The sequence below is a fragment of the Ruegeria sp. YTSB088 genome, assembly GCF_059609825.1.
Genome location: NZ_JBXWMM010000004.1, coordinates 143,695 through 161,258 on the forward strand (window position 1 = coordinate 143,695; position 17,564 = coordinate 161,258).

Here is a 17,564-nt window from a genome sequence, read left to right on the forward strand (position 1 = left end):
ACAGTGTAAAGGAGCAAGCTCACCTCGTACACTTCTTGGATCAGCTAGGCTTGTTGCCAGCTTCAGTTGCGCGCCGCGGCGTGTTCTTGACCGAAGCAGCCGCCCAGATTTCCCGGAGCAGCCAGTCGCACAGCATCGGTCTTCAAACCCCTGTTTCGAAGCGTGACATCCTGTAGGCGGCTCCAATTAGCGCCTTGGCGTTCTGTTCAACCTGTGCAGCGGGCAGCAAGACCGGGGTCATCGCCGCCATCAGGATCCAGGGTGCCGATGTGCTGGTCGGAATGCGTTTCAACGGCATCTTCGGCAGGTTTTACGTCTGGTCGGCGGGGGCGTAGATCAACGCGCCAAGGTCAGAGAATTTCGAACCTGGCGCACTCAGTCCCAGAACCGCATCACAAATGGCGGCAGCACGGGATGCACCCAGCGATGGTATCGCAAATTCCATGAACTTGTCGATCACTTCTGCCTCGTCCATTGGTGCCTCGGGTCCGCCGCGTGCGTGTACGTCGCCCGACTCAAGTATCCGCCCGTCGGTCAGGGTGATGCTGACATCGGCAAACCGGCTTTTGGGGAAACGGTCGGAATGGCGTGCTGCCTCTGCTACCGAGATACGCTCGACGACCGAGGCGACCAAAGGGTCGGCCAGACCCGCCCCGGTGATGCTTTCGACCCCGATCCGGCCATGCGCAACCATCGTGGCGACGGCAAACGGCAGCGAATACTGCGCCTTGGACGTATCATCCGGCATGCCTTGAAAGAGGCAGGCGCTTTCCCGAAACGTGTTTACCTGGATCGCCGCAATATCCTGATGCGCTAGGTCGTTTTCACGCATCAGCGCCCGGGTGGCGTCAATCGCCGCATGAGCCCAGCGGCAAATCGGATAGGGTTTCACATATTGATGTTCCATCTGCCAGAAATGGCCCAGATCTTGCCAATGCGGGGCAACGTCTGCCGCTTCGATGGTGATGGCTGGTGCCCCGGTAAAACCTTTTTCGGCCAAAACCGCTGAAGAAATGCCAACCAACGCGCCCCAGCCCGAACCGTCATGTAGCATTGTGGGATTGGCGATCTCGCGCATCATCTGGCTGCGCGGGCCGTGATATTCGGCAATCCCCATGGCTTGCCGCATCTGCTCAGCCGTAAATCCGCGCATGCGCGCCGCCACAGCCACCACGCCAAGCGCGTTCCAAGCTCCGGATGTGTGATAATCGCTGACAGTGTCATGCAAAGAAATACCCGCTCGTCCCGCGATCTCGTATCCAACGACCACCGCCGCCAATGCTTTGGGCCCCGAGAAGTCTTGAACAGTTTCAGCCAGTGCCGCCAATGCCGGAATAACGGCAACTCCGATGTGGCCTTTGGTTGGATTGTATCCATCATGGCCGTCCAGATTGTCGGTCTGTGTGGCTGCTGCATAGGCCGCGCCCGCGACACTGACGCGGCGGCCGTCGAAAAGCATACGCGCGCTCAGCCCCGGGTCGCCCACGCCAAACAGCGCTGCCGCACTCTCGCGCGCAATCCGTCCGGCCTGCATTGGGCCCGATCCTATGGTGATCCCCAGCGTATCCAGCAGCATCAACGCCGCAGCCTTACGGGCTGTTTCGGGAAAATCCTGCGCCGCGCGACCCAGCGTAAAATCTGCAACGGTCTGAAAGGTATCTGTCACGGTGTCCAGTCGAGGTTTTTCTTTCGGGTTCCGGTTACAAGAAAAAGCCTATGTGAGTTTGCGCATAACGGCACGAAAACAATCATGGGGCAATGGCCCCGGATTATTTGTGACTAGGACCAGATCGCATTTCGAGTCAGAACCATTCTTGTGAGTCGCTCATGGGCAAGACAGCAAGCTCTGGGCTTTTTAATTCTTTGCGATGTGCCTTGCCTGAGAAAAGCCTGTCATGATGAACCTTCCACACCTGACCTTTCTGCGTTCGTTCGAAGCGGCGGCACGGCACCTGAGCTTCACCGCTGCTGCCGAAGAGTTGAACTGCACTCAATCTGCCGTCAGCAATCATGTCCGCTCGTTGGAAGAGTTTTTGCAGCGCCCCCTGTTCGTGCGCCATCCCCGATCCCTGTCGCTGACAGATGTGGGAGAGGCCTATCTGCCGTCAGTGCGCCATGCCCTGCAGGAAATCAACGCCGCAACGCAATCGGTCATCGTACGCTCGCATACCCGCAAAGTGGTGGTATCTTGCCCGGTCAGTCTGGCCGAGAACTGGTTGCCGGAAGTGATCCGCGGTTTCAATGCGGTGCATCCCGATATTGATCTGACGGTTCATGGCACTGTCTGGGCGGATGTCGAACAAAATGTTTCGGATATCTCGCTGACAATCAATCATATCGACGATGTTACGCCGGACACACAACAGTTATGGGTCGAAAAGCTGGCCCTGGTCTGTGCACCCGGTTTTCTGGTCGATGGCATTCCGCTTACCGACCCCAAGCAATTGCAGAATGCACCGCTGATCCATATCCTGGGCCGCCCCTCCTATTGGGAGCATGCGGCACGGCATTTCGGATTGTCCGACCTGAGCCAGAAGGACGGTTTGCGGACAAATGCCTCGAATCTGGCGATGGAAATGGCGGCCAAGTCACTGGGGTGCGTCGTCCTGCCCCGGTCTCTGGCTCGGTCTTATGTCGAGCGGGGGCTGCTGATCGAGCCTTTCCAGTTCGATCTGAACAGCCCTTGGACCTATTTCATGCGTCTCAAGGAAAAACCAGTTTCGCCACCGGTACGGCTGTTTCAGAACTGGCTGTTGCAAGCCGCCGCTGAAATGGACACCTGACCGGAAGGGTATTCGCCGGGGTATTTCAGGCGGCTCCTTTTATCCCTTACGCCGTCTTGTCGGTGGCGAGAACGCGCAATCACTTCCGCGCGTCATCAATACTTAAAGCAGGGGCTATTCCAGTCATCAACCGCACCCTCTGTTCAACCGAATTTAGACACCAACCGGTTCTTCCTGGTCCTCGGTTCCGTTGAACAAAGCGGACATGATCGCGGTTTCGAAGGGCTTTGCACAATCTGCGTTCATATTGCCTCAAAATCCGCAAGAATCTATGGAATGCATCACGCAACTGCTGGCAGCCATTGAAACCGGCGTCAGCTTCTTTGATTGTGCCCACGCCGTCCGTGGTAATTGGTAAGAAGGATTTTTTGGATGCGTATTGCAATGATCGGCACCGGATATGTTGGCTTAGTGTCCGGTGTATGCTTTTCGGACTTTGGTCATGACGTGATTTGCGTCGACAAGGCTGAGCAAAAGATCGACATGCTCAAGGCCGGAGAAGTGCCGATCTATGAACCGGGCCTGGATGTGCTGATGGCCAAAAACGTTGCTGCGGGTCGCCTGAGTTTTTCAACCGATCTGAAGACTGCAGTTGATGGTGCCGACGCGGTTTTCATCGCGGTCGGAACCCCGACCCGGCGAGGGGACGGCCACGCGGATTTGACCTATGTGATGGCGGCGGCAGAAGAAATCGCCCAGGCCATTACCGGATACACTGTCATTGTCACCAAATCGACCGTGCCGGTGGGTACCAATAGAAGAGTTCAGGAGGTCGTTACCACTGCCAACCCCACAGCCGAATTCGACGTGGCATCGAACCCTGAATTTCTGCGCGAAGGTGCTGCGATCGATGACTTCATGCGCCCGGATCGCGTCGTGGTCGGTATTGAAAACGATCGCGCCGCCGAAGTGATGGCCGAAATCTACCGACCGCTCTATCTGCGTGACTTCCCGATCCTGACCACCGATCTGGAAAGCGCCGAGATGATCAAATACGCTGCCAACGCATTTCTGGCGACCAAGATCACCTTCATCAATGAAATCGCGGGCCTGTGTGAAAAGGTCGGTGCGGATGTCAAGGAAGTTTCACGCGGCATCGGTCTGGACGGACGAATTGGCAACAAGTTCCTGCACGCCGGGCCAGGCTATGGTGGCTCTTGTTTTCCGAAGGATACGGCCGCGCTGGCGCGGATCGGACAGGATCACGCTTATCCGATGCAGATCACGGAAACCGTCATTCGGGTGAATGACGAGGTCAAGAAACGGATGATCGAGAAAATCCGCGACGCCTGCGACGACCGCCTCAATGGCAAGACGGTGGCGGTTCTGGGTGTCACCTTCAAACCCAACACCGACGACATGCGCGACGCGCCATCACTGTCCATCATTCCCGCTTTGATCGGTGGAGGGGCCAAAGTGCGCGTCGTCGATCCGCAGGGCAAAGCGGAAGGCGATGCACTGTTGCCCGGAGTCGAATGGTGCGACGACCCCTATGCAGCAGTTCAAGGGGCTGACGTTGTGGTGTTGCTGACGGAGTGGAACGAGTTCCGCGCGTTGAACCTGACCGAGCTGGCCGGTTCCATGAACTCTGCCCGAATGGTAGATCTGCGCAATATCTATTCGAAGTCACAGGCGCTGAAATCCGGCTTTGAAACTTATGTCGGCGTTGGACGCTGAACGCACACCGCCTGTTGGATCAAACACGCCCACCGGACCAGTTTGGGTCCGGCAGGGCTCGGCCTTCACGGGCTATTCGGCGGCCCAGATATTGCGGCGGCGTTCCTTGGCCATTTCATTGCCTTCATCGGTGCCGTCGTGGAACGTGTTGAACCATTCATCCCAAGGGGTTTCCCAGGTGCCGTAGTTGCAATCGAAAAACCGATGGTGCAGCTGGTGAAAGAAATCCCCGACCTGAAACTTGGCCTTGTTGCCGAACTTCACATGCTCGAACCCGGCATGAGAGGTTGGTGCACCGATGCCGTGATGGAACAGCAGAAAAATGGCGTGGATCGGATGCGACGGCAGCAGAAAAAAGATCATCGTGTCGAACATCAGGAAAAAGCTCTCGACCGGATGCATCGCAAGCCCCGACCAAGGGCCGGTGTTGATATTGCGGTGATGCCAAGCGTGGACTTTTGAATAGAGCACACCCACGTGCAGCAGCCTGTGCAACCAGTAGAAATGGAACCCGGCCCAGACTGGCACAAAAACGGTCACGGCGATGAACCAGATCGGGTTGCTGTCAAGTGTGATCATCGTGATCCAGCCATTGGCATAGGAGTACAGGATCAGACATTCCCAGAACGTCCAGAACGTCAACGCCGGGCCCAAGGTCCAGAACACATTGTCCCAGACCTGGTTTTTGAACGTGAATACCTTTGCGCCCTTCATCATCGGGCGCATGTCATAGCGGTATTCGTCCTGTTGCGTGCGGAACCTCCAAAGGGCCAGGTGCAAGCCGCCTGCGACCACCATCAGGATGCAGAAATTACGGAACCAGATTTCCACAACCCAGTCCCAGCCGAAGGTCTCAATCCTGCTCAATGAAGGCGTCAGATAGGTCCAGGTGATGACCGCAAAGACCAGCAACAGCGCCCGCAATGCAAGTGGGTTCCAGCTTTGCAACAGGTATTTCAACGCGGCCAGAGGTTTCATCGGCCAATCCCAGTAGGGCGCAGTCTGAATCGGCAGCTGGGGCGTGTAGTTCCAGATCTTGCGCTTGGCACGTGGCGGCAGGTCGGGGTCTGACATAGTGGGCTCATTTCATCAGTTCACTGATCACAAGCCTAAGGCCAAGGATCAAAAGCTCAGACCATAATGTCTTGCCGGTGAGGCTAAGTTTTGCTTAGCCTGTTGGAATGAACACCCGTGTCCCTTCCCTTAACTGGCTGCGAGTATTCGAGGCTGCGGCCCGAACCGAAAGCTTTGCTCGTGCCGCGACCCAGTTGAACATGACACCTGCTGCGGTCAGCCAGCAGGTCAAGGCGTTGGAGACAAGACTGGGCACACCCTTGTTTCACCGTCACGCGCATGCGGTTACGTTGACCGAGACCGGGCGCGCCTATCTGCCGTCGGTACAGCAATCATTGCTCATGCTTGAAACAGCAACCACCGGTCTGTTTGGCGAAACCCGCGAGCAGAGGCTTTACGTGCAGTCGGTGCTGCTTTTTGCACATGGCATTCTGGCCGGGGGCGTTCCTGAATTTCAGGCGGCGCATCCTCAGATCAACCTTTCGCTTTCGACGGGCAATGGTGTGTCGGACTTTGCCAATCGGTTTACTGACCTTCAGATCGTGTTCGGTAACCCTGCTCTGTTCGGCTCGGAAAGTGACGAGTTGATGCGCGAACATCTCTATCCCATCGCCCCACCTGAGATTGCTGCTCAGATTCAAGCACCAGAAGACTTGTTCAAGTTCACCTTGGTTGAAGTTTCGACGCACCGTGCAAGTTGGCCGCATTGGTTCGAACACCTGCGGCTGCCAGCGGGACAGGCACGATACTTCTTTGCCGACAATTCGGTGATGGCGGCAGAGCTCTGCGCCAGCGGATGCGGCATTGCATTGGCGCGCGCGCCGGCATCAGATCGGATTATGAAGCTGTCCGGTTTGATCCCCTGCCTGCCAGACATCTCATGTCCGGGGCAAGAAGCCTATCACCTGGTCTACCCTTCCCGAACGGCGCTGCGCCCGGCAGCGCGTACGTTTCGCGATTGGCTGATGGGCTACAGCCCCGCCGTCCAGACGCGGTAACGCCCCTGCCCGGTGACCTCGCGAACCAGACCCCGCTGCGCGAACAGGTCGAAGTTGCGCTGTACCGCCGCACGAGAAGCCTTGGTCAGTTCTTCGGCCAACGGCGCTGACACCATGGGCCAAGCTGTCAAAGCGTCGATCAGGCGCGGTGGGGTGCGACCGCTCAGATCCTGCGTGACCTCTCTGGCCTTGTCCTCCCAGGCGCTGATCCGGTCCAGATGCAACAACCCTGCAAGGGCAGCCTGCCCTGCCCCAAGAATCCAAGCACTCAGTTTTTCCGTCGGATCCCCCGATCCGCGCAGCGCGCCGGGCCCGGACAAGGCCAACGGCATGAACAGCGCACCGCCACGCCCCATGGACGCTGCATGCCGCGCGGCAATGACGGCTGCTTCCGTGTCCTGTCCAATGCCTTGTGACACCGCCCGCCACGCATGGAACGCAATTGCTGACTGCGTCACGGGATGCAACCCGTCCGCGTTTTGCATGACCTCAGCCAAATCAACAATAGATTCAGGGGTGGCGTCGGCCCCCTGAGCAAGCCTGTCAAGAAACGCAGTCAGACCAGTTTCCCAGCCGCCGGCGGCAGGTGCTGCACCCGAACTCAGGCGCCGAACCGCCCATCCCGCCCGGAACAACGCCTGCACGTCGTCATGCGTCGCACCGATCCGCAACCCTGCCCACAATGCCAACCGATCAACGCTGATCCGGTCTCCCGTCCACCACCCCAGATCGGATGTCTCCATCAATGCCAAGCGGTGCGTCCACCCTTCGGGACCTGCCCGCAGCCGTTCGTCCAGCGCCCCAAAAGTCAGGGTCAGATCGGCAAGTTCCGCAGAAAGTTCGGACTGCGCGGCACGCCAATCGCGCGGATCGAACAGCAGGCGCTGTTCGGGCCGCGGTCCGGGCAGGAAGAAATCATCGTCTGCCACGTCTTCATCCGGTGGCAAGAACCAAAGGTCGTCCTCTTCGGACGGATCCCCGTCATATATACTGGCGGGGCCAAGATCTTCGGCCTCGTCTTCAGGAAGGGGCAAGGGTTTCTTCGGCGTCATACCCCGCATTCTTCGGGCATTCCTGTCGGTTCACAAGGGGTATTCCGTCAGCCCGCAAAGGTTCGGGTCAGAACATCCAGTTCGCCACTTAAATCGGTCTGCGGAGAGCTACCCAACAGCATGTAACCATAGCCATCCTGTGCCCAAGTCGCTGTTGCCAAACCACTCCGAACGGCCTGCTTGACCTCTGCCTTCGGGGCGTTTGGCCCCTGACGGATAACACAGAAGGCAAAAGGTTGACCCTGCTCATCGGCGAAAACGACCTGAACCAAGGGCTTTCCCTTGAACGACAGAACCTGTGCACGCTTCAGCGCCAACCCCGGCAGGGATTCCAGCGCTTCACGGTTCAGAGACCTGCCAAGTGCTGCCTCGGCCATCGCGAACTGTTTGTCCAGCGATGCCTCGGAACTGTCCAGCGAGACAATCGTCTCGGGCACATAAAGCGACTGATAGATCGCCGCTTGCTGCGCCCAGCCCAGTTCTGCCGGGCGCGTTGCCCAGAACGTCAGGGCGACGGCTGCGACCCCGGCACTCGCGGCCACGGCCAGAAGGCGCAAAAATCCGCCATTGGCGTGACGCGCCACGGGTTCCGGAAAATCGACCTTCGGCGCCTCGGTGGGCAGTTTCTCAAAAACGTCCTGAACGACAGGCGCGAACGGATCCAGCGCCATCAAGCGGCGTTCAAGCTCAACGTCATCCTCAACTGCAGCCTCGATGGCGCAGCTCTGAGCTTCATCCAGTGTGCCTTCCAGATACGCCAACAGCGTCTCGTCGGAAAACGTCATTTGCCACTCCGTCGCGCGGCGACTGCCGCATCAAACTGCATCACGGTTTTCAGTTTCTGCCGGGCATTCGACAGCCGGCTCATGATTGTGCCGATGGGAACGTCCAGCAGAGCAGCGGCTTCGCGGTAGCTGTACCCTTCGACGAACACAAGCATGACCGTTTCCCGCTGCGCTTCTGGCAGCTGCATCACTTGAGTAAACACTTCAGCCGCAAAAATATTCGTTTCTGAATCCGGCCCGATTGCGACCAGTTCCGCTTCCGGCGTCACCGACAGCGCCTGTGCCCGCCGGACAGATCGAGACCGCACTTCGTTCAACCAGATTGACCGGCAGATCGTCATCAGCCAACTGTCCAGACGATCATGCGACGTCACTTGATGATGTCGCTCAAGCGCACGCAGGCATGTGGCCTGCACCAGATCGTCCGCCACATCCGATGCCCCCGACAAAGCCAGAGCAAACCGCCAGACGCGTTTTGAATGCGCCTGCACCGCTTCTCTGACGGCCTGTTCGGAAGTCATCTCGGCACTCATCGAATAAAATGCGACCTGTGTGTGTTTGTCAGTAACGGACCCGGCCCGCAGGGCCAGAATTGACATAAACTGCGGAGGAAAGAAATGAAACTTCTGTTGAAGGCTGTCACGTTTGCGTCGGCAATTGTTGCAACACCCATTTGGGCGGAAGGATGGCTACTGGATTCCGAACGCTCGCATCTGGCCTATGGGTCGATCAAGAAAGACTCGGTGGGCGAGGTCAACAGTTTCACCAACCTCAACGGGCACGTCCGGGATGGCATGGCTGAAATCGAAATCGACCTGTCCTCGGTCGAAACCAATATCGATATTCGCAATGAACGAATGATCGAATTTGTCTTTCGCCAGGCACCCACTGCATCCCTGACTGCCGAATTCGATATGGCAAAGGTTTCAGACCTGGCCGTCGGTGAAACTACGACGGTAGATGCTGCATCCGTGCTTTCGCTGGCCGGCACGGATGTTGAGTTTGACGCAGAAATGTTCGTCGCGCGCTTGTCTGAAACTTCGGTACTTGTTTCGACAAACGACATGGTGTTTCTCAGTACGGAAGACGCCGGTCTCAACACGGGCGTGGACACGCTTATGGAGCTGGCAGACTTACCCGGTATCACCCGAACGGTACCAATCACGGCCCGGCTGATCTTTCACAGCGATGAGGAACAGGCCGCAGCGGCATCGGATGCAACGGCTGTTGTTGCTGCCGCAACTGTCCAAGGTGACCCAACAGCCGGCAAAAAGGTCTTTCGCAAGTGCAGCGCCTGCCACAAACTGGAAGAAGGCCGCCATGGCGTCGGTCCGTCCTTGCACGGTATCCTCGGCGCAAAGGCTGGTCAGGCAGAGGGATTCAAATACTCGACAGCACTGAAAGGTTCCGACATCGTCTGGACGCATAGGACCCTGAGCGCGTTCCTGGCGGATCCCAAAGGCTATCTTCAGGGCAATCGAATGCAGTTTCGCGGCCTGAAAAAGAACGAGGATATTGTCGACCTTCTGGCATATTTGCAGGGAGAGGGGTGACAGCGACCCGTAAGAGATATGGTCTTTGCGCCAAATATCGACGTCAAACAACTGGACCCAGTAAAGGTCAGATACCTGGCCTGCGCCCGTCTCCTGTCTGTTTTCTGGACCAGTAAGGATTCAAAGTAGTCCGATATCCAGAAAACAGAGCTCTCTGTTAGCGGATTCTTGCCGAACGTTGCGAATCCTTAGCTGCGGGGCAAATCACATTTTGCGGTTTTTTTTGCAAATCCAAGCATGCACCAATCTTGTCCGCACCTATACAACGGGGCAAATCGCGATGTCCATCGCTGCCTCCCGCTCTTGTCCGATCTTCAACCAGCTACTATCTAGCGAGGGTACATCTCAGATAGTCGGAATGGGCCGCTCTGCCGCAGCGTGGAATCTGTCCTTTAGGCCCGACAAAATATAGGTTATCTGAGCGTGCGCACAGTTTCACGATTTGGAGAACGCAATGATAAAGCGCGCCTGGAACAAGTGGCGATCTGGCCATATGGGCCGTCTTGTAGGTGAAAGCTTTTACGCGCAAGGCAGGCTGTATGGTGTTGCGATTCTGGCTATGATTGCCGTGGCCGTCACAACGGCCGGTTCCGCATACATGATGGAGTACATTGTCGATGCCATGACCAGCCCCGATTTGCAGGGCTGGGCGCATGTCATTGCGCTGGGGGTCGTGCTCCTGTTTCTGGTCAAAGCGATCGCATCCTATATTCAGGCAATCTACCTTGCTCGCGCAGGCAATCGGATCGTGGCAGAGCAACAGGACAAGGTTTACCGAAAACTGCTCAGACATGGCGTCTCGTTCTTTTCGAACAATGAATCATCGGACCTTCTGATGCGCACCACCCATGGCGCGCAGGCGGCCAGAAACCTGATCGATGTGCTGGTCACCGGGTTTGTGCGCGACTCCCTGACTCTGGTCGGGCTGGTTGCGGTCATGGTGTATCAGCAACCTGTTTTGTCCGTCTTGTTCTTTGTCGTGGGTCCGATTGCCTTGTTGGGCGTTCGCTATCTGTTGAAGAGCGTGCGCACGATCATGCAGGCCGAATTCAAGTCGCTGGCGGAAATCATTCGGGTGTTGCAGGAGACCTCGGCAGGGATCAAGGTCATCAAAGTGTTCTCACTCGAAGACCGAATGATCAACCGCATGGATACCGCCATCCGGAAAGTTGAACAACGCTCGAACGACATCGCCAAGTTGCAGTCCATTGCCAGCCCTCTTATGGAGTTTCTGGCTGGCCTCGCCGTGGCAGGTGTACTTGTGGTCAGCACGATGGGCATCGCAGGCACCGAACAGCCCAGCGCAGGCCAGTTGATGTCCTTTATCACGGCGTTGCTGATGGCCTATGAACCGGCCAAGCGGCTGTCGAAAATGCGTGTTCAGATCGAAACCAACATGGTTGGTGTCGGCATGTTGTTCGGCCTGCTGGATCAGGACGACACAATGGTGGAAAGCCCAGAAGCCCATGACCTGATCGAAGGCCCCGGCCAGATCACGTTGCGCAATGTAACTTTCGGCTACCAGGGTGCCGTATCTGTGATCGAAGATATGAATGTCACGTTCGAGGCCGGTAAAACCACGGCGCTCGTCGGTCAGTCCGGCGGTGGCAAGTCTACGTTGTTTGGACTGATCATGCGGTTCTACGATCCAGATGAGGGCAGCGTCGAGATCGATGGTCAGGATCTGCGCGAGGTAAGCTTTGCGTCCCTGCGAAAAAAAATCTCTTATGTCGGGCAGGATACGTTCCTGTTTTCGACGTCGATCATGGACAACCTGCGCTGCTCGGCCCCCGACGCTTCGGATGAAGACGTTGTTGCCGCAGCCAAGGCCGCACATGCGCATGAGTTTATCATGGAACTACCACAGGGTTACGAAACGCAAGTCGGTGAAAACGGAACCTTCCTGTCAGGTGGTCAGAAACAGCGAATTGCAATTGCGCGCGCTATTCTGAGAAAATCAGAAATTCTGCTTCTGGATGAGGCCACAAGCGCATTGGATGCCGAGTCGGAATCTCTGGTCAAAAAGGCGCTGGACACCCTGACGAAGGATGTCACCGTCGTTGTCATTGCACACCGTCTGTCGACTGTTCTGGAAGCGGACAAAATTTTCGTGGTTCAGGATGGCTCTATCGTGGAACAGGGCAGTCTGGAAGAGTTGATGAAAAAGAACGGAAGTTTCCGCAACCTTTTCGATCAGCAATTCAAAAAACACGAACCCAAGGCGGAAGTGGCCGAGTAACCCCGGTCTTTGGTCCGGTATTCGATTTTTTTCCCGGGCATGACCTGTCCGGGAAAACGGGCACATGTACCTCCAGAACTCCGGGGCCAATTTTTTGGTCCGCGCGACGCAAGGAAATGTACATTATGTATTTCGACATATGAGTTCTTCCAACGTAACCGGTGGGCCAAAAACGCCTCTGCGATGCGGGAGACTCGCGCTGCTCCCCTTATGTGACGAACGGCCCATATGCACACAGGATCAGAGGTGGTGATCTTCGGCGGCACCGAATTGAACTTGGGGACATGATCGATCAGTCGCATTCAGAGCCAGCGCCTTTACATCAAACCTTAAGAAGTACGTCGCACGCGCGCGCCGCTCATATCGGCGCTTCGGAGAGGTTAAAAACCGTGGCGCAGATAGACACTGCCGCATTGACCACCGTCACAGCACGAACAAAGCAAACCTGTTGCACTATAGCGGGTACAGACACGCAACCTGATGCGTTTCTCCGTCCAGTTCGGGCAATGTTGCCCTGCACTGATCAGTTGCCAACCAACATCTTTGCGCGAAGGCGCAACCATTTGGAATATTCATCGGCGAAGGCAGTTCGCCCTCAAGCTTGATCCGTTCTTTTCGGGCCGTAGGATCGGCCCGGGGAGTCGTGGACAACAACGCCTTTGAATAGGGGTGACGCGGCGCGGCGAACAGTTGCTCTTTGGGCGCTTTTTCAACAGCGCGCCCCAGATACATGACGATCACTTCGTCGGCAAAATGCCGGACCACCGAAAGATCATGCGAAATGAACAGATAGGCGAGGTCAAGCCGTTCCTGTAAATCCACAAGCAGGTTCAGGATCTGCGACTGGATTGAGACGTCCAGTGCTGAAACCGGCTCATCCAGGACCAGGACCCTGGGATTCAGCATAAGCGCACGTGCAATGGCGATCCGCTGACGCTGCCCGCCAGAAAACATATGCGGATAGCGGTCATAATGCTCGGGGCGCAAGCCGACCATCTGGATCATGTCGCGCGCTTGTGTCTCGCGGTCTGCGGCGGACATGTCCGGACGATTGATGATCAGCGGCTCCTGCAAGATCTGACCGATGCGTTGACGTGGATTCAGTGATCCATAAGGATCCTGGAACACGATTTGCACCGTCTCTCGCATCTTGCTCCATTGCGACGGGGTAATGTCGACACCGTCAATCGTCAGCCTGCCCGACGTCGGTTCTTCAATCATCGTTACCAATCGCGCCAACGTTGACTTGCCGCAGCCGGACTCTCCGACGATGGCCAGTGTCTTTCCCGGTTTCAGTTCGAAATCCACCCCCGAAAGGGCCTTTACCGTCGCTGACTTGGACAGCAACCCGCCCTTCACCGTGTAAAATCGGGTCAGATCTTCTGCCTGAACGATTGGGTCGGTCATGCCAATTCTCCGGCAGCAATTCTTTCAACGTGGTGGCAGCGTGCTTTGCCAAAGGCCTCGGCATGAGGGGTCGGTGGCTTTTCCGCGCAAGTTGTATCGGCAAACCGGCATCGCGGGCTGAACAGGCACCCTTTGGGGCGATCGAACTGCCCAGGCACAACGCCGGGAATCGTCGGAAGGACCTTTGAGGTCGCGCGCTCGGGCAAAGCGCTCAGTAGGGCCGATGTGTAGGGATGACGCGGCGTGCGGAACAAATCACGCACGGGCTGCTCTTCGACTTTTTGTCCAGCATATTGCACCTGAACCCGTTCGGCGGTTTCGGCCACCACCCCCATGTCATGGGTGATCAGTACAAGGCCCATGTCGTTGTCGTCACGCAAACGAACCAGCAGGTCGAGAATCTGCGCCTGAATGGTTACGTCCAGCGCCGTGGTCGGTTCATCTGCAATCAGAAGCTTGGGCTTGCAGGCAATTGCCATCGCGATCATGACGCGCTGGTTCATGCCGCCCGACATCTGATGTGGAAAGGTGTTCAGGCGACTTTCAGGCGCGGGAATGCCGACCTGTTCGAACAGCTCAATCGCGCGCTGGTGGCGGTCCTTGCGGTTCAAACCCAGATGGATGCGCAAAGCCTCTTTGATCTGGAATCCCACCGTGAAACAGGGGTTCAGCGATGACATCGGCTCCTGAAAGATCATCGCCATGTCCTTGCCGATGATCTTGCGGCGCTCACGGGCCGAAAGACCGGCCAGATCGAGCCCTTCAAAGCGCATCTCGTCAGCGGTGATCGTCGCGGTCCAGGGCAACAACCCCATCAGTGCCAACATCGACACCGATTTACCCGAGCCGCTTTCACCCACGATGGCCAGCAACTCACCCTTGTCCACCGACAGATCTACACCATCCACGGCGCGGAACTTGCCCGAGGCTGTGGCGAATTCAACAGTCAGGTTGCGGATCTGCAAAAGGCTCATGCGATCAGCTCCGTTTCAGTTTCGGGTCCAGCGCATCGCGCAGGCCGTCGCCCATCAGGTTGATGGCAAGTACGGTGACAAGGATTGCCAGACCGGGGAAGGTAACCACCCACCAGGCGCGTAGAATGAATTCGCGCGCTTCGGCCAGCATGGTGCCCCATTCCGGCGTGGGCGGCTGTGCACCCATGCCCAAAAAGCCCAAGGCGGCTGCGTCCAGAATCGCTGTCGAGAAGGACAGCGCCGCCTGTACGATGATGGGTGCCAGACAATTGGGCAGCACAGTGATGAACATCAGCCGTGACCTGCCCGCACCGGCCACACGCGCCGAAGTGACATAATCCTTCTGACGTTCCGCCAGAACCGACGCGCGGGTCAGGCGCACGTAGTGGGGTTGGAAAACAATGGCGATGGCAATCATCGCGTTGGTCAGCGACGGGCCAAGGATGGCCACCAGCACCAGTGCCAACAGCAGCGACGGAAAGGCCAGAACGATATCCATCACCCGCATGATCAGCGTATCGACCCATTTGGGGGCAAAGCCCGACAGCAGGCCCACCATCACGCCGCCTGACACGGCCACACAGACGACAACGATCCCGACAAAGAAGGAATAGCGTGAGCCCATGATCAGGCGCGACAGCATATCGCGACCCAGCGGATCCGTACCCAACGGGAAAGCCCAGCTTCCGCCCTGCTGCCATGCAGGCGGCTGCAGGATGTGGTCGCGGAACTGTTCGGTTGGGTCATATGGGGCCAGAAGGGGCGCAAAAGCGGCGCAGAATACAAAAGCGGCAAAAACCCACAGCCCAATGACAGCACCGCGGTTTTCGCTGAAATAATACCAAAACTCGCGCAGGGCGCTGGGGCGGTCTTCCGTTCTGGGCGGAGTTGAGGATAGTTCGGCCATCACCGCCTCCGAATTTTGGGGTTGATGATGCCATAAAGGACATCGACCAGCAGGTTCACCAGCATCACGATCACCGCGATCATCAGCAATCCGCCCTGAACAACCGGGTAGTCTCGGCGGAAAATGCTGTCGACCATCCACTTTCCTATGCCCGGCCAGCTGAAGATGGTTTCGGTCAGGATGGCTCCTGCCAGCAACGTGCCCACCGACAGGCCGATCACCGTGACAACCGGAATCAGCGCGTTACGCAGCGCGTGCAACCCGTTGATCCGCGTTGGCGACAAACCCTTGGCGCGCGCGGTGCGGATGTAGTCTTCGCCCAGAACTTCCAACATCGCCGACCTGGTCTGGCGTGCGATAACCGCCAGCGGAATAGTCCCCAGCACAATCGTCGGCAAAATCAGGTGGCGCACGGCTGATCCGAATGCCCCTTCCTGACCCGACAACAGGCTGTCGATCAGCATAAAGCCGGTGACGCTGGGAAAGTAATACAACAGGTCGATCCGACCCGAGACCGGCGTCCAGCCCAGATTGCCCGAGAATACAATGATCAACAGCAGCGCCCACCAGAAGATGGGCATCGAGTATCCGACCAGCGCCGAGGACATCAGCGCCCGGTCAAAGAACTTCCCTCGGTTCACCGCCGCGATCACACCTGCCGGCAGACCCAGCGCAACGGCGAAGATCATGGCGCACAGGGACAACTCCAGCGTTGCGGGGAACAGCGAAAAGAACTCATCCCATACGGGTTTCCTGGTGACAAAGCTTTCGCCCAGATCACCTTGAAGGACTCCGGTGAGGTATTCCCAATACTGCTGCAACACCGGCTTGTCGAAACCCAGCTTTTCGACCATTTCCTGATAACGTTCTTCCGTCATGCCGCGTTCACCGGCCATCACGATGATCGGATCGCCGGGCAGCACCCGGATGAACATGAACGAAATCAGCGTCACGCCCAGAAATGTCGGAACAAACAGGCCAAGACGGGTAAGGAAATAGCCAAACATCAGCGACCTATGATTGTAAGTTCTTTGGGAAAGCGGGTCAGTGACCGACAACCATCCCCGGTGACAAGAACATCATCTTCTATGCGAACGCCGAACTTGTCCAATTCATACAGACCGGGTTCGTTGGTCCAGACCATGCCCGGCAGGATTATCTGACTGTTGCCGCGCATGATATACGGCGCCTCATGCACATCCCGGCCCAGACCGTGACCTGTCTTGGTCCGGATACGATCGGCAAAGGGCGAGGCCTCAAGCACGCCTGTGACGGCGTCGTCGATGTCATGCGCTGTCACGCCGGGGCGGCAGGCTTCGAACCCCGCTTTGTTGGCGCGCAAAACCGTGTCGTAGACGTCCCGGCCTTCGTCCGGGACGACCTGAACGAAAAAAGTTCGCGTGATGTCGGCCGCAAAACCATGTTTTCGAGCGCCAAAGTCGAACAGCAAGGCGTCGCCTGCCTTGATCCGGTAGTCGGCGCGCGCCTTTCCGTGCGGTCGTGCCGAGTTGTCCCCCGCAGCCACGATGGGGGAAAAGGCCAGCGACTCGGCGCCTTCCGCAAAAAGCGCCTGTATCAGCGACTGCTCGATCTGTTTTTCGGTCTGACCTGCACGAACACCCGCAACCACACGCTCCAACGCGCGTTCCGAAATATCGATGGCCGCTTGCAGCGCGGCGATATCTTCTTCGGCTTTGATGATGCGAAGGCCTGAGATTTCGCGTTCGGCGTCCACAATCCGCAGATCCGGAATTGCGCGGGTAAACGCGTCTGACACGAAAACCCGCATCACCTGACCTTCGACAGCCAACGATCTGATCGGACTATGCGCTGCCAGCGCGGAAAAGGCAGCGTCATAGCCGGTTTGATCGCGCCAGTCGAACGCGGCACCCTCAAATCCGACCAGATCCCATGAGGCGAGTTCCAGATTGGGCACGATCGCCGCCGGATCACCCACGGCCGGAATCACCACGACAAAAGGGCGCTCGTGGCTCATGAAGGATTTGCCCAATGCACGGGTGAAATTCGGACCGGGCACCAGGGCCACTGCGTCCACTGACATATCCATTGCCAATTGGCGGTATTCGGACAAATCCGGCATTCAGCCCGACCTCC

16 protein-coding genes are annotated in these 17,564 nt (G+C 57.4%); 5 read left to right on the forward strand and 11 right to left on the reverse strand.

The genetic code is table 11. From position 1 onward, the window contains the following. Positions 1-142: 142 nt before the first annotated feature. On the reverse strand, positions 143-292 hold the full coding sequence (locus tag AC2FFA_RS08120; RefSeq protein WP_299897408.1) for a hypothetical protein: 150 nt from the start codon (positions 290-292) through the stop codon (positions 143-145). An 18-nt stretch (positions 293-310) separates the two neighbouring features. After that, positions 311-1,666, reverse strand: coding sequence for an MmgE/PrpD family protein (locus tag AC2FFA_RS08125; protein ID WP_496851041.1), 1,356 nt, complete (start codon positions 1,664-1,666; stop codon positions 311-313). Between the two features lie 229 nt (positions 1,667-1,895). Between AC2FFA_RS08125 and AC2FFA_RS08130 the strand changes: the two genes are divergently transcribed. After that, the gene (locus AC2FFA_RS08130) at positions 1,896-2,783 is read left to right on the forward strand and encodes a LysR substrate-binding domain-containing protein (protein ID WP_496851043.1); all 888 of its coding nucleotides are present in this window, start codon (positions 1,896-1,898) and stop codon (positions 2,781-2,783) included. Between the two features lie 372 nt (positions 2,784-3,155). Further along, positions 3,156-4,460, forward strand: coding sequence for a UDP-glucose dehydrogenase family protein (locus AC2FFA_RS08135; RefSeq protein WP_496851045.1), 1,305 nt, complete (start codon positions 3,156-3,158; stop codon positions 4,458-4,460). Between the two features lie 72 nt (positions 4,461-4,532). On the opposite strand, the gene AC2FFA_RS08140 is transcribed toward AC2FFA_RS08135, so the two are convergent. After that, positions 4,533-5,534 (reverse strand): sterol desaturase family protein, encoded by a 1,002-nt coding sequence (locus AC2FFA_RS08140; RefSeq protein ID WP_496851047.1) that lies wholly within the window; start codon positions 5,532-5,534, stop codon positions 4,533-4,535. 107 nt (positions 5,535-5,641) lie between these two features. Here AC2FFA_RS08140 and AC2FFA_RS08145 point away from each other — a divergent pair, with 107 nt between their 5' ends. After that, a complete protein-coding gene (locus AC2FFA_RS08145; RefSeq protein ID WP_496851049.1) occupies positions 5,642-6,532 on the forward strand; it encodes a LysR family transcriptional regulator in 891 nt (296 codons plus the stop codon). On the opposite strand, the gene AC2FFA_RS08150 is transcribed toward AC2FFA_RS08145, so the two are convergent. From AC2FFA_RS08150 to AC2FFA_RS08160, 3 genes are read right to left on the reverse strand one after another with little or no spacing between them, the layout of a single operon-like run. Further along, positions 6,505-7,584, reverse strand: a complete 1,080-nt coding sequence (locus AC2FFA_RS08150) for a helix-turn-helix domain-containing protein (protein WP_496851051.1) — start codon at positions 7,582-7,584, stop codon at positions 6,505-6,507. The genes AC2FFA_RS08145 and AC2FFA_RS08150 overlap by 28 nt on opposite strands. 47 nt (positions 7,585-7,631) lie before the next feature. Then, positions 7,632-8,369 (reverse strand): hypothetical protein, encoded by a 738-nt coding sequence (locus AC2FFA_RS08155; RefSeq protein WP_496851053.1) that lies wholly within the window; start codon positions 8,367-8,369, stop codon positions 7,632-7,634. Then, positions 8,366-8,890, reverse strand: a complete 525-nt coding sequence (locus AC2FFA_RS08160; RefSeq protein ID WP_254683861.1) for an RNA polymerase sigma factor — start codon at positions 8,888-8,890, stop codon at positions 8,366-8,368. Before AC2FFA_RS08160 ends, AC2FFA_RS08155 begins: the two co-directional genes overlap by 4 nt. Positions 8,891-8,986: 96 nt before the next feature. On the opposite strand from AC2FFA_RS08160, the gene AC2FFA_RS08165 reads away from it, so the two are divergent. Continuing rightward, entirely contained in the window at positions 8,987-9,922 is a 936-nt protein-coding gene (locus tag AC2FFA_RS08165; RefSeq protein WP_496851055.1) for a c-type cytochrome, read from the forward strand. Between the two features lie 454 nt (positions 9,923-10,376). Continuing rightward, positions 10,377-12,161: an ABC transporter ATP-binding protein gene (locus AC2FFA_RS08170; protein ID WP_496851057.1), complete on the forward strand. Its 1,785-nt coding sequence runs from the start codon at positions 10,377-10,379 to the stop codon at positions 12,159-12,161. A 453-nt stretch (positions 12,162-12,614) separates the two neighbouring features. Here the strand turns inward: AC2FFA_RS08170 and AC2FFA_RS08175 are convergent, their stop codons facing one another. From AC2FFA_RS08175 to AC2FFA_RS08195, 5 genes are read right to left on the reverse strand one after another with little or no spacing between them, the layout of a single operon-like run. After that, positions 12,615-13,568 carry an ABC transporter ATP-binding protein gene (locus AC2FFA_RS08175; RefSeq protein WP_496851059.1) on the reverse strand — a complete coding sequence of 318 codons (954 nt, stop codon included), beginning with the start codon at positions 13,566-13,568 and terminating at the stop codon, positions 12,615-12,617. Then, a complete protein-coding gene (locus AC2FFA_RS08180) occupies positions 13,565-14,542 on the reverse strand; it encodes an ABC transporter ATP-binding protein (RefSeq protein WP_496851061.1) in 978 nt (325 codons plus the stop codon). The genes AC2FFA_RS08175 and AC2FFA_RS08180 overlap by 4 nt, the downstream gene beginning before the upstream one ends. Positions 14,543-14,546: 4 nt before the next feature. Beyond that, on the reverse strand, positions 14,547-15,449 hold the full coding sequence (locus AC2FFA_RS08185) for an ABC transporter permease subunit (protein WP_496718372.1): 903 nt from the start codon (positions 15,447-15,449) through the stop codon (positions 14,547-14,549). Continuing rightward, complete coding sequence (locus AC2FFA_RS08190; RefSeq protein ID WP_496851063.1) at positions 15,449-16,456, reverse strand: ABC transporter permease subunit; 1,008 nt, start codon at positions 16,454-16,456, stop codon at positions 15,449-15,451. Before AC2FFA_RS08190 ends, AC2FFA_RS08185 begins: the two co-directional genes overlap by 1 nt. After that, on the reverse strand, positions 16,456-17,550 hold the full coding sequence (locus AC2FFA_RS08195) for a M24 family metallopeptidase (protein ID WP_496851065.1): 1,095 nt from the start codon (positions 17,548-17,550) through the stop codon (positions 16,456-16,458). The genes AC2FFA_RS08190 and AC2FFA_RS08195 overlap by 1 nt, the downstream gene beginning before the upstream one ends. Positions 17,551-17,564: the final 14 nt, after the last annotated feature.

Bases quoted from the DNA above. Each gene is read 5' to 3' on its own strand.
- AC2FFA_RS08130 (WP_496851043.1), top strand. From the start codon at position 1,896: ATGATGAACCTTCCACACCTGACCTTTCTGCGTTCGTTCGAAGCGGCG.
- AC2FFA_RS08135 (WP_496851045.1), top strand. From the start codon at position 3,156: ATGCGTATTGCAATGATCGGCACCGGATATGTTGGCTTAGTGTCCGGT.
- AC2FFA_RS08140 (WP_496851047.1), bottom strand. From the start codon at position 5,534: ATGTCAGACCCCGACCTGCCGCCACGTGCCAAGCGCAAGATCTGGAAC.
- AC2FFA_RS08145 (WP_496851049.1), top strand. From the start codon at position 5,642: ATGAACACCCGTGTCCCTTCCCTTAACTGGCTGCGAGTATTCGAGGCT.
- AC2FFA_RS08150 (WP_496851051.1), bottom strand. From the start codon at position 7,584: ATGACGCCGAAGAAACCCTTGCCCCTTCCTGAAGACGAGGCCGAAGAT.
- AC2FFA_RS08155 (WP_496851053.1), bottom strand. From the start codon at position 8,369: ATGACGTTTTCCGACGAGACGCTGTTGGCGTATCTGGAAGGCACACTG.
- AC2FFA_RS08160 (WP_254683861.1), bottom strand. From the start codon at position 8,890: ATGACTTCCGAACAGGCCGTCAGAGAAGCGGTGCAGGCGCATTCAAAA.
- AC2FFA_RS08165 (WP_496851055.1), top strand. From the start codon at position 8,987: ATGAAACTTCTGTTGAAGGCTGTCACGTTTGCGTCGGCAATTGTTGCA.
- AC2FFA_RS08170 (WP_496851057.1), top strand. From the start codon at position 10,377: ATGATAAAGCGCGCCTGGAACAAGTGGCGATCTGGCCATATGGGCCGT.
- AC2FFA_RS08175 (WP_496851059.1), bottom strand. From the start codon at position 13,568: ATGACCGACCCAATCGTTCAGGCAGAAGATCTGACCCGATTTTACACG.
- AC2FFA_RS08180 (WP_496851061.1), bottom strand. From the start codon at position 14,542: ATGAGCCTTTTGCAGATCCGCAACCTGACTGTTGAATTCGCCACAGCC.
- AC2FFA_RS08185 (WP_496718372.1), bottom strand. From the start codon at position 15,449: ATGGCCGAACTATCCTCAACTCCGCCCAGAACGGAAGACCGCCCCAGC.
- AC2FFA_RS08190 (WP_496851063.1), bottom strand. From the start codon at position 16,456: ATGTTTGGCTATTTCCTTACCCGTCTTGGCCTGTTTGTTCCGACATTT.
- AC2FFA_RS08195 (WP_496851065.1), bottom strand. From the start codon at position 17,550: ATGCCGGATTTGTCCGAATACCGCCAATTGGCAATGGATATGTCAGTG.